Origin of the sequence: Idiomarina seosinensis (assembly GCF_003987275.1) — a bacterium.
Lineage (GTDB): Bacteria > Pseudomonadota > Gammaproteobacteria > Enterobacterales > Alteromonadaceae > Idiomarina > Idiomarina seosinensis.
Genome location: NZ_PIQF01000003.1, coordinates 14,243 through 25,529 on the forward strand (window position 1 = coordinate 14,243; position 11,287 = coordinate 25,529).

Below are 11,287 nucleotides of genomic sequence, written 5' to 3' on the forward strand. Positions count from 1 at the left end.
GGCGATGAAAGCATTAGAAATAAAGAACTTAAAAAAAGTATACCGGGGCGGCTTTGAGGCGTTAAAAGGTATCGACCTGACGGTTGAAGAGGGTGATTTTTATGCGCTTCTTGGGCCTAATGGAGCAGGCAAGTCGACCACTATCGGTATTATATCCTCGCTGGTTAATAAAACCGGAGGTAGCGTCAAAGTATTTGGCTATGACCTTGATACTCAGTTAGGCGATTTAAAGCGTCAGATTGGACTTGTCCCACAGGAGTTCAACTTTAATCAGTTTGAAACAGTGCGGCAAATCGTCGTTAATCAAGCTGGTTATTATGGCGTGCCACGAAAACTAGCGCACGAAAGGTCAGAAAAATATCTGTCTCAGTTGGGCCTGTGGGATAAGCGAGATGAACCCGCTCGTTCTTTATCAGGCGGAATGAAGCGCAGGCTTATGATTGCTCGCGCACTGTTGCATGAGCCTAGATTACTGATTCTGGATGAACCGACCGCAGGTGTCGATATTGAGTTGCGTCGCTCAATGTGGGAATACCTGACTAAAATTAATAATGAAGGTATTACCATTATTCTGACAACGCATTATCTGGAAGAAGCAGAAACGCTATGTCGTAATATCGGTATTATCGATGCTGGCCAGATCATTGAGAATACGTCCATCAAGCGGTTATTAGCGCAGCTAAGTAAAGAAACTTTTGTGTTGGATTTAGAACAAGATCATCCGCAGCCTAAAATTGAAGGATTTGCTCACCGTTGGAAAGACAACAACACGCTGGAAGTCGAAGTGGATAAAAACGCAGGTCTTAATAAAGTGTTTGAGCAATTGAGTGCTGCCGGAGTCAACGTTTTATCAATGCGTAACAAGGCGAACCGGTTGGAAGAATTGTTCGTCTCAATGGTAGAAAAAGGCCGCGAAAAAGGGGACCGCAGCGCATGAAACATATGTCGTCTAACATGATTGCGTTAAAAACAATCTGGATAAAAGAGTGCACCCGGTTTCTAAGAATCTGGATACAGACGCTGGTGCCACCGGCAATTACTATGACACTCTATTTTATAATTTTCGGCAGCATTGTCGGTGAGCGAATCGGTACCATGAGCGGTGTCGGTTATATGGAGTTTATTGTACCTGGCTTAATTATGATGTCGGTAATTACTAACTCCTATTCTAATGTCGCGTCCTCTTTTTTTAGTGCTAAATTCCAGCGAAATATAGAAGAAATGCTAGTTTCCCCGGTGCCGACCGGCGCCATTATTCTGGGTTATGTGGGAGGTGGTGTCGCACGGGCAATGATCGTTGCGGTTATTGTAACCTTGGTGTCGTTTTTATTTGTGGATATTCAAATAGCTCATTTCGGTTACGTGGTGCTAACGGTAATTCTCACATCCACTTTGTTTGCGCTTGGTGGGTTACTGAATGGCGTCTTCGGCAAAACGTTTGACGATATATCGATCGTACCAACCTTTGTATTAACACCATTGACCTATCTGGGCGGCGTGTTTTATTCCGTTTCATTACTTCCTGATATCTGGCAGAAAGTCTCGTTGGTGAACCCAATTCTCTATATGGTTAACGGGTTTCGGTACGGGTTTTTAGGCCAGTCAGATGTAGGTATTGCAACAGCAATGGCGGTATTGATTGGATTTAATGTAATATTTTTTGCTGGCGCGTATTACTTGTTAGAAAAAGGTATAGGTATTCGTTCGTGAAGTCACAAGCTCGTCCGGTTCACTCGAATCAAACGGGGCCTCACGAAGAGGTCCCTCAAATTGTCCTACGACATTTAAACAGTCAGTTCAAAAAGCCGATTCAACCGCACAACCAAGCGGCTTTCGACGAAATTAATGAGAAAGTAAAAAATTGGACCGGACCACTGATTCTGGACTCCTGTTGTGGCGTCGGTGAAAGCACCGCTGTTTTGGCCGACCGTTATCCCGACGCGCTGGTGGTGGGTGTGGATAAGTCAGCGCACCGGTTGCAAAAACACAGCAGCTACGAAAAAAGCGGCTGTGGTCAGCAGTACTATTTAGTGCGTGCTGATTTACTGGATTTTTGGCGATTAGCGGAAATGGCAGACTGGCGGCCAACACGACACTTCTTACTGTATCCCAACCCATGGCCAAAAGCATCCCATGTAAACCGGCGCTGGCACGGTAGCCCCGTTTGGCCTTATTTGGTTAATCTGGGCGGACACTTAACCTTACGCTCTAATTGGAGCACCTATTTACTGGAAGTTGCAGAAGCATTAAGCTTGTCGGGCTTTCAGGCAAGCATTACTCATATACCTGCCCAAAAAGTGGAGCCGATGACGCCCTTCGAGCGTAAGTATAAAGATAGCGGACAGTCGGTCTGGCAATTATCCGCCGACTTAAATAAAGCGACAGTTAGAGAGACAGACGTTGAATCAGAAAACACCTAACGACGATGACAAACAAGTCGCTGAAGTAAATCAGGAAGCCTTGTATCGTATCTTCACGATACCAGAGGCGCCTGATTCAACGCTCGGAAAAATAGAGAAGCACCTGTCTGAAAACCTTATGGGATTTTTGGGCGAGCATATCGTTGCGCGTGAAAAGCCGCTGCAGGAAATCGAGCGCGACTTCGAACAAGCCGGAATTCCAGAAGACCCGCAATTTGTCTCTGAACATACCGAGTTCCTATTAAATAAGCTGGTTGCTCACTCGGTACATACGGCATCGCCAAAATTTATCGGCCATATGACTTCGGCTTTGCCGTATTTTTTATTGCCTCTGGCAAAGCTCATGGTCGGGCTAAATCAAAACCTGGTAAAAATCGAAACATCGAAAGCGTTTACCCCACTCGAGCGGAACGTCATTGGCATGTTGCACCACCTGGTTTATCAGCAAGATGCTGGCTTTTATAACCGCTGGATGCACAGCGCGCAACATTCATTGGGGGCGTTTTGCTCTGGCGGGACAGTCGCTAACATGACGGCGCTATGGGTTGCCAGAAACCAACTACTAAAAGCGGATGGCGATTTTGCAGGTATTGCTGCCGATGGTCTCGCAGCTGGTCTTGCTCACTATAACTATAAAAGATTAGTGGTACTTGTTTCCGAACGTGGTCATTATTCATTAGCAAAAGCCGCTGATGTATTAGGTATTGGCCGTCGCAATCTGGTCGCTGTTGCTACCGATGAGAATAACCGTATTAAGATCGATGCACTACGGCAAACTTGTGACCAGGTGCAGCAAGAAGGCGGCAAAGTACTGGCTATTGTAGGCGTTGCGGGCACTACTGAAACTGGTCACGTTGACCCTCTTGCGGAAATGGCAGCTATTGCCCAGGACTATGGCGTGCATTTTCATGTTGACGCAGCCTGGGGTGGAGCAACGCTATTGTCTAGCCGCTACCGAGAATTATTGCAAGGCGTAGAACAGGCGGACAGTGTCACTATCGACGCGCATAAGCAGATGTATGTGCCGATGGGAGCAGGTATGGTGCTGTTTAAAAGCCCATCGTTAGTCAAGTCGATAGAGCACCACGCGGAGTATATTATCCGCCAGGGCTCAAAGGATTTAGGTGCCCACTCTATGGAGGGGTCTCGCCCCGGAATGGCGATGATGGTGTTTTCCGCTCTGCACGTTATTGGCCGCCGCGGCTATCAGCTGCTGATTGATAATAGCCTTGAGAAAGCGCGTTATTTTGCGGAACTAATTAGCGAGCAGGACGACTTTGAAGTTATCACTGAACCAGAATTATGTTTATTAACTTATCGGTTTGTTCCTAAACGTGTAAAGCAGGCATTAAAGCAGGCCAGTGCAGAGCAAGTAGAACAGCTAACTCCGCATTTGAATGCGTTGACACGATATATTCAAAAAAGACAGCGGGAGAGTGGTAAGTCGTTTGTATCGCGAACTAAGTTAACTCCCGCACAGTACTTTCACGAGCCGAGCGTGGTGTTTCGGGTCGTTTTAGCGAACCCGCTTACAACCAACGATATGCTGGCGGAAATTATTGAAGAGCAACGTCAGATCGCTGAGAAAGCGACAAGCCTGCGCGGAGCACTGCATACAGAAATGCGCGAGCTAGGCATGGTTATTGACAATCGTTAGGTTGTCGATGAGACGAGTATTACCCAGTTTGGCAGCCACCAACGCAACCCATTGTTTATCCTGTATCGTCGCTGGCTGCAAATCTTCGGCATTACGAATTGCCACGTAGTCAGTGACTAGCCCTGCATCGTGCAACTGTTGCTCTGCCCATTTAACCGTTTGATTAAAGTTAGGTTTCTCAGACAGTTGCTTTGAGATCCCCTGAAGAGTGCTGTAAATTGCCGTTGCCTGCTGTCGCTGTTGTCCGCTTAAATAGCCATTGCGGGAGCTGAGGGCCAGGCCACTGCTTTCGCGTTTAGTCGGCTCTCCGATAATCGTAACCGGCAAGCTTAAATCCAAGGTCATTAGACGAATAATTTGCAACTGCTGAAAATCTTTTTCACCAAAAACAGCCACATCGGGCTGCACCATGTTGAATAGCTTACAAACAATAGTCGCTACGCCGACAAAGTGACCGGGTCTGCTGGCTCCACAAAGAATATCTCCCACCTCAGGCACTTCAACCCGAGTCTGCACGTCCAGACCACGGGGATAAACGTCGCTAACCTGAGGGGTAAAAACAGCGTTGACACCCAAGGATTCTAACGCCTGAACGTCCTGCTCTAAGGTTCGTGGGTAGTTATCCAGATCCTCGTTCGCACCAAACTGCATTGGGTTAACAAAAATACTAACCACAACAATATCGGCGTGCTGTTGGGCTCTTTTAACTAACGCCAAATGACCGTCGTGCAAGTTGCCCATAGTAGGGACCAATGCAACGCTATGTGTTTGTTGGTTACGCCATTGCCGCAGGCTGGTTAGATTTTTCAGCAGTCGCATATGTCGTCCTTATGAATAGCAGTGCTCTGCGGCCGGAAATTCACCTCGCTGAACTTGTTCAACGTAACTACTAAAGGCGCCGGATAATGATCCTGTTTCGGCCAGAAAGTTTTTCGCAAATTTCGGCAAATAATCGCTGTTCATCCCGAGCATGTCATGCATAACCAGAATCTGACCATCAGTGTCAGGGCCAGCCCCAATGCCAATGGTTGGTATGGATAAGGCTTCGGTAATACGTTTGCCCAGTGCTGCCGGGATACACTCAAGTACTAATAATTGAGCACCTGCTTGTTCCAGTTCCAAAGCCTGAGCCAGAGTATCATCAGCCTGTTGCTGCTGTTTACCCTGTACTTTGTACCCACCCAGAACATTGACTGATTGTGGCAGCAAACCAAGATGCGCACAAACCGGAACCCCTCGCGTAGTAAGACCTTGAATGGTTTCGATCAGCCAATGACCGCCTTCTAGCTTAACCATGTTAGCGCCTGCCTGCATTAATTCAGCAGCGTTGCGGTAAGTCTGTTCCGAGGTTGCGTAACTCATGAATGGCATGTCAGCAATTACAAAAGCTTGTTCGGCGCCTCTGCGTACTAATTGGGTATGATAAACCATGTCATCCATGGTGACAGGGACCGTCGAACTCAAACCCTGTACCACATTGCCCAAAGAGTCTCCGACCAGCATAAAGTCGACGCCCTGCTCAGTCATTAATTTAGCGAAGCTAGCGTCGTAAGCGGTTAATGAAGAAATCTTCTGGCCTTGCTGCTTCATCTTTTGCAGTTTGGCGATAGTCATTGCAGCCATGCATTACTCCTTGGCCAATTCTTTAGTCAGCTGATTGTTTGAGAATATCATGTGCAAACCGGTTTGAGTAACCTTTGTGCTTTGTTCACTGACAGTACAGCCATTGGGTAATTGCAGCTCAGGAGCAATTTCTTTCAGCGGTAACAGTACAAACTCCCGTTGATAAAGCCCGGGATGAGGCAGCCGCAAAGTTGCTGTGTCTGATCGAACCGAGTCGAACAAAAGTAGGTCTAAATCCAATGTCCGTTCGCCCCAATGACGCAACCGCTGACGGCCAAAGTCATCCTCTATTTTGTGTAACAGGTGCAGTGTTTCAGCTGCAGCTAGTGCAGATTCAACGCGACAAACAGCATTAACATAGTCAGGTTGATCCTGTGGCCCCATTGGGCGGCTGCTGTATAAAGAGGAATAATCGAGCAGCGTTAGGAACTGGCTTTTGCTAAGGGCTTTCAGTGCGTTAATAAGCTGTTGTTTAGGGGCTCCTAGATTAGCCCCTAACGCGATATAAGCCTTAGCCATCGTTCTGGTTATTGGTATTTGAACTAGCACTCTTGCGGTTTCTACCGCCTCTTCGGCGCCGTGGGCTTCGCTTCTTTGGACCACTGCCATCGGATTTGTTAGCAGCAAGTACCTTCGGATCTTTTTGAGCCTTGGTCCAAAAGTCCGCTAGTCGTTCTATCTCTTCACCGGGTAAAGCTGCATCACAGGCTTTTCTCAGCATCAAGAAGTCGTAACCTGCGCGAAACTTATTCTGCTCCAACGCTTTTTTCGCTCGGGCACCGCGGGTGTTTTGAAGGCGCAGTTGCATTTGCCAAATATCCCGGGCGGTTAAACTAAACCGCTTGGGGATGGACATAGTTTGTGATTGGCGATGAACAACATCTGCGCTGCCAATATTAATGGCATCCATCGGTGGTAACCCGCCTTCGTTTTGCAGCTGCTCGCGGCGTGCCAGCAGTGGCCACCATAACAGCACAGCAATTAAGTACGCAGGAGTGACACGTTGCTCTTTTTGCACGCGAGTGTCGGTATCAGCGAATGCTTTACGTAACATACGCACCGGCGGAGCATCAGGCGTATCCAGATAACTTTTTAGGATTGGAAACAGTTGTTGAAATAAGTTGTGCTGACAGAGCAGATCGAAGTTTGCTTGTGCTTTACCCGCCATAAACAGCTTAAGAAACTCATCGAATAATCTGGCAGGCGGAATATTTTTCAGTAGCCCGGAAAGGTCCTGCAATGGGTTTTGCACGGCATCAGACATCGACATATTGAGTTTGGTGGCAAAGCGAACCGCACGTAGCATCCGTACCGGATCTTCCCGATAACGAGTCTCCGGGTCACCGATTAGGCGCAGAATACCTGCCTCTATGTCCTGCCGGCCGTTGGCAAAATCGTAAATGCAAAAGTCGGCGATATTGTAATACAGGGCGTTAACGGTAAAGTCGCGGCGCTCCGCATCTTCTTCGATAGTTCCATAAACATTATCACGCACTAGCTGGCCGTGCTCATCCTGCTGAGCAATTTTCTTGTGGTCTTCATCGTCGCTATTGTGGTGACCCCGGAAGGTAGCTACTTCGATAATCTCGCGACCGAATAAAATATGGGCTAAGCGAAAGCGTCGACCAATAAGCCGGCAGTTTCTAAATAACTTTTTAACTTCTTCTGGAGTTGCATTGGTGGTGACGTCAAAATCTTTCGGTTGCAAGCCTAGTAACAAATCACGCACACAGCCGCCGACTAAATAGGCATTAAACCCTGCATTATGTAATCGGTATAATACCTTAAGCGCGTTGGGGCTAATATCTTTGCGAGATATGGAATGTTGATCACGGCTAATCACTTGCATTGGTGGTAGCACAGAACTCGCCTTAGCTTCGCTGGTTTTACTTGAAAATGCGCGGCGCGCAAGTTCGGTCAATTTCTTAATGATGATAGTTCTCCTGAATCATCAAGTGGTTACTCTGTAAGGGTTAATAAATCGCCAGTACATTGTATCGTCAGTTAACATTGATTCGCCACTTTTTACGCCAGTTTTCGGTCGCCAGTTTTAAAAAATCGGGCACTTTGTTGGTTAATGGCACATCAAGTTGCAATATTCTAGCCGCTTCAGCTAAGTTCTTCAGCGCCTGTCTGCTGTCTAAGGCAGGAGCGTGGTTTTGCTTACTGAGTTTGCGGCCATCGTCGGTGACCACCAGCGGTAGGTGCATCACCCTCGGCAGCCTTCCGCTAAGCCGTTGCCAAAGCGTCAGTTGCCAGAAGCTCGGTTGAATCAAATCGGAACCGCGAACAATATCAGTAATACCTTGATCGATGTCGTCGACCACCACTGCCAGTTGATAAGCAAACAACTGGTCACGGCGCCTAACGATGAAGTCCTCAGCAACGCAGTTGTCGTCGGGTTGAACAACACCATGCCAACGATCAATAAATTCCGTCACTGGTCGGTCGTTTGTAAAGCGAATAGCGAATGGACCAGGGCGTGGTTGTCGCTCGCGACAGTAACCGTCGTAGCAGTTGCCACGTGCACGAATATCTTTGCGACTGCAGTCGCAGCCATATAATTCGTTGGCAAGTTGATTCAGAACGTCGTTATAACGGGCGTCGCGTTGGCTTTGATAGATAACGGGTTGATCCCAGTGTAAACCGTGGTCTGATAGCTGTTGTAAAATAACAGTATCAGCACCTTCAACGGCACGGGGCTTATCGACATCTTCAATGCGAACTAGCCAATCGCCGTTGTGTGCTTTGGCATCAAGGTAGGAGCCCAGCGCAGCAACGAGCGAGCCGAAGTGCAAGGGGCCTGACGGGGTCGGTGCAAACCGACCCCGGTATAAATTACCGGACTGAGCTATTGGCGACTTATCAAGCACCCGTCATTTGTTTTTCTTTAATTTCAGCTAGCGTCTTACAGTCAACACATAAGTCTGCTGTTGGACGCGCCTCTAACCGGCGAATGCCTATTTCAATACCGCACGAATTGCAGAAACCGAAGTCGTCTTCTTCTATTTTCTGCAATGTCTTTTCAATTTTCTTGATCAGCTTCCGTTCGCGATCACGAGTCCGAAGCTCAATACTGAATTCTTCCTCTTGCGCGGCGCGGTCGACCGGATCCGGGAAGTTAGCAGCTTCGTCTTTCATATGGTGCACCGTGCGGTCAACTTCTTGACGTAACTGGCGGCGCCACTCTTCGAGTATTTTACGAAAGTGAGCCAATTGTTGGTCACTCATATACTCTTCGCCCGGCTTCTCCTGATACGGCTCTAGCCCGGCCAGCGCCAGGATGCCATGCGTTTTTTTCTTGCCTTCTGGCATCATGGTTCTCCTAAATAATTAAACATCGCAGCGCGATAATACTGACTCTGAGAGTCGATAAAAAAGCCACGTTTAAAAAAGGACGCTACATATAGCAGAAACGTTCTACCACCGCAACGTCTTAAGGTAAATAAAAATCGAGTTATTGTTCTCCGAATTGGTGGTTTAAATGAGGTCGGGATGCATAGATTTCAAGACCCTGGCAAATTTACAGTCAGAGGTCGATCCACAGTTATCTGCTGTTCTGAAATCGAACTTTTAACCGCATAAAACTCTACTCCGGCGTTAGCGGCTTCGCGACACAACTGTGCATACTTGGGGTCGATGTGTGCTGCGGGACTGACCTGCTCTATGGCACTATGCATAACCAAAAACAACAGTACAGCACGATGCCCTTGCTGGCGCATTTGGATGAGCTCTTGTAAGTGTTTTTGGCCGCGTGTGCTGACGGCGTCAGGAAAGTAACCATATTCACCTTCTGCCAGGGTGACACTTTTAACTTCAACAAAACAATGGCTGCCGTCGGGACAAGTTCCTAGCCAGTCTATACGGCTGTTCTGTTCACCATACTTTCGCTCTGCTTGCCAGTCAGTAATGTCGGCCAAGGTAGATATTGTACGCTGCTGTAACGCTTCTCCGGCTATGGTGTTAGCGCGTTGGGTATTGACCACTATCCAGTGATTATTAAAGTCACGGGCCAGCTCCCAGGTTTGCTGGTATTTTCTTTTAGGGTTTTCTGAGTCACTGCACCAAGCCTCATAGCCGGGCTCCGCACAGCCAGTCATTGCACCGGTATTCGGGCAGTGAACTGTGGTAATATGGCCATCACCAAAATCGATATCTGCCAAAAAGCGTTTGTAACGTTTGCGTAAAACACCCTGCTTCAGGGGCTTGTTAAATTGCATTAGAAACCTCATAAACCTAAAGTAAAGGCAGCAACAAACTATAAGGAGAGACATTTTATGTCCAGCGCATTACCGATTTATCTGACCGATAAAATGCCGGTTAACTATATCAGCGAAAAAGCGGTGTTGTGTTTTAAAGATGAAGCCGCCTATATTGTGCTTGAAGAATCAGAGTCCGAAAATTTGCGACGCATCCAAAAGGCCGGCCGCCAGCTCGACAATCAAGGGATTAAACAGTTAGCTCCGATGGGCGATGGCTGGGATAAAGAACGTCAATGGGCATTGTCCTTGGGTTACACCTCAACGTTATCGACGAATAAAGTGCAATGGCACGAAGGGGATAAGGCAGTTACTGAGCAGTTGCAGCATATGAGCGACGTGTATCGGTTTGCCCGCGAATTGGTTAACTTATCCGCCGAAGAAATTTACCCTTTAAGTCTGGCTGAGCGAGTGGCGAACCACCTGACTGAGCTGGCGCCGGAGCATGTGTCCTACGAGATCATTAAGGGCGATGAGCTTAAAGACGCAGGCTGGATGGGCATTTACACCGTTGGCCGTGCAAGTCAGCACATACCGGCAATGCTGGTGGTTGACTATAATCCAACGGGCGATGCCAATGCGCCAGTAGAATCAGCGCTGATTGGCAAAGGTATTACGTACGATTCCGGTGGCTACAGCATTAAGCCGAGTGAAGGCATGTTGTCAATGAAGTGCGATATGGGCGGCGCTGCGACCGTGAGTGGCGCTTTGTCATTAGCGATACGCAACGGATTGAATAAACGCGTGAAACTGTTTCTCTGCTGTGCAGAAAACATGATTGACGGTAGAGCCTACAAATTAGGTGACGTGATTACCTACAAAAACGGCACTACAGTGGAAGTAGTGAATACCGACGCGGAAGGCCGCCTGGTTCTTGCTGACGGCTTGCAAGCGGCGGGTGAAGCCGGCGCTAAGCAAGTTATTGACGCGGCGACACTGACTGGTGCTGCGCAAATGGCGGTTGGTAATGAATACAATGCCTTATTCAGTATTGACGACCAGGCTGCGACTAAAGCACTAAACTGTGCCGTCCAGCAGGGCGAAGCATTGTGGCGTTTACCATTGGCAAGCTGGCATGCTGAAAACTGTCCTTCGGCGTTTGCTGATACGGCTAATAGCCGCCCCCAAAAAGGTGGTGGTGCCGGTGGTGCCAGCAACGCAGCCGGCTTCTTATTGCGGTTTGCCCCAAATGATGGGAAAGGCTGGTTACACTTTGACTTGGCAGGTGCGTATCAAAAATCGGCAACGGCAATGTGGCCGGTAGGTGCAACAGCAATGGGCGTACGCACGATTGCTGCGACTATTACTGACTAAGCGTGTGCTGACCA

12 protein-coding genes are annotated in these 11,287 nt (G+C 48.1%); 5 read left to right on the forward strand and 7 right to left on the reverse strand.

The window, feature by feature from the left end:
* The first annotated feature begins 4 nt into the window (after positions 1-4).
* From CWI81_RS09240 to panP, 4 genes are read left to right on the forward strand one after another with little or no spacing between them, the layout of a single operon-like run.
* The gene (locus CWI81_RS09240) at positions 5-937 is read left to right on the forward strand and encodes an ABC transporter ATP-binding protein (RefSeq protein WP_126785044.1); all 933 of its coding nucleotides are present in this window, start codon (positions 5-7) and stop codon (positions 935-937) included.
* Positions 934-1,710 (forward strand): ABC transporter permease, encoded by a 777-nt coding sequence (locus CWI81_RS09245; RefSeq protein ID WP_126785045.1) that lies wholly within the window; start codon positions 934-936, stop codon positions 1,708-1,710. The genes CWI81_RS09240 and CWI81_RS09245 overlap by 4 nt, the downstream gene beginning before the upstream one ends.
* Positions 1,707-2,420, forward strand: a complete 714-nt coding sequence (trmB, locus tag CWI81_RS09250; protein WP_126785046.1) for a tRNA (guanine(46)-N(7))-methyltransferase TrmB — start codon at positions 1,707-1,709, stop codon at positions 2,418-2,420. The genes CWI81_RS09245 and trmB overlap by 4 nt, the downstream gene beginning before the upstream one ends.
* Positions 2,401-4,077, forward strand: coding sequence for a pyridoxal-dependent aspartate 1-decarboxylase PanP (panP, locus tag CWI81_RS09255; protein WP_126785047.1), 1,677 nt, complete (start codon positions 2,401-2,403; stop codon positions 4,075-4,077). The genes trmB and panP overlap by 20 nt, the downstream gene beginning before the upstream one ends.
* Here panP and panC read toward each other — a convergent pair.
* From panC to sfsA, 7 genes are all read right to left on the reverse strand, one after another.
* Entirely contained in the window at positions 4,051-4,896 is an 846-nt protein-coding gene (gene panC, locus CWI81_RS09260) for a pantoate--beta-alanine ligase (protein WP_126785048.1), read from the reverse strand. The two genes, panP and panC, sit on opposite strands and share 27 nt — an antisense overlap.
* A gap of 9 nt (positions 4,897-4,905) precedes the next feature.
* Positions 4,906-5,700, reverse strand: coding sequence for a 3-methyl-2-oxobutanoate hydroxymethyltransferase (gene panB / locus CWI81_RS09265; protein ID WP_126785049.1), 795 nt, complete (start codon positions 5,698-5,700; stop codon positions 4,906-4,908).
* A 3-nt stretch (positions 5,701-5,703) separates the two neighbouring features.
* Complete coding sequence (folK, locus tag CWI81_RS09270; protein ID WP_126785328.1) at positions 5,704-6,219, reverse strand: 2-amino-4-hydroxy-6-hydroxymethyldihydropteridine diphosphokinase; 516 nt, start codon at positions 6,217-6,219, stop codon at positions 5,704-5,706.
* On the reverse strand, positions 6,212-7,549 hold the full coding sequence (gene pcnB, locus CWI81_RS09275) for a polynucleotide adenylyltransferase PcnB (protein WP_126785329.1): 1,338 nt from the start codon (positions 7,547-7,549) through the stop codon (positions 6,212-6,214). Before pcnB ends, folK begins: the two co-directional genes overlap by 8 nt.
* A 151-nt stretch (positions 7,550-7,700) precedes the next feature.
* Positions 7,701-8,573 carry a tRNA glutamyl-Q(34) synthetase GluQRS gene (gene gluQRS / locus CWI81_RS09280; protein WP_241970411.1) on the reverse strand — a complete coding sequence of 291 codons (873 nt, stop codon included), beginning with the start codon at positions 8,571-8,573 and terminating at the stop codon, positions 7,701-7,703.
* On the reverse strand, positions 8,566-9,015 hold the full coding sequence (gene dksA, locus CWI81_RS09285; RefSeq protein ID WP_126785331.1) for an RNA polymerase-binding protein DksA: 450 nt from the start codon (positions 9,013-9,015) through the stop codon (positions 8,566-8,568). Before dksA ends, gluQRS begins: the two co-directional genes overlap by 8 nt.
* A 191-nt stretch (positions 9,016-9,206) precedes the next feature.
* A complete protein-coding gene (gene sfsA, locus CWI81_RS09290) occupies positions 9,207-9,920 on the reverse strand; it encodes a DNA/RNA nuclease SfsA (RefSeq protein WP_126785050.1) in 714 nt (237 codons plus the stop codon).
* A gap of 57 nt (positions 9,921-9,977) precedes the next feature.
* Between sfsA and pepB the strand changes: the two genes are divergently transcribed.
* Positions 9,978-11,273, forward strand: a complete 1,296-nt coding sequence (pepB, locus tag CWI81_RS09295) for an aminopeptidase PepB (protein WP_126785051.1) — start codon at positions 9,978-9,980, stop codon at positions 11,271-11,273.
* Positions 11,274-11,287: the final 14 nt, after the last annotated feature.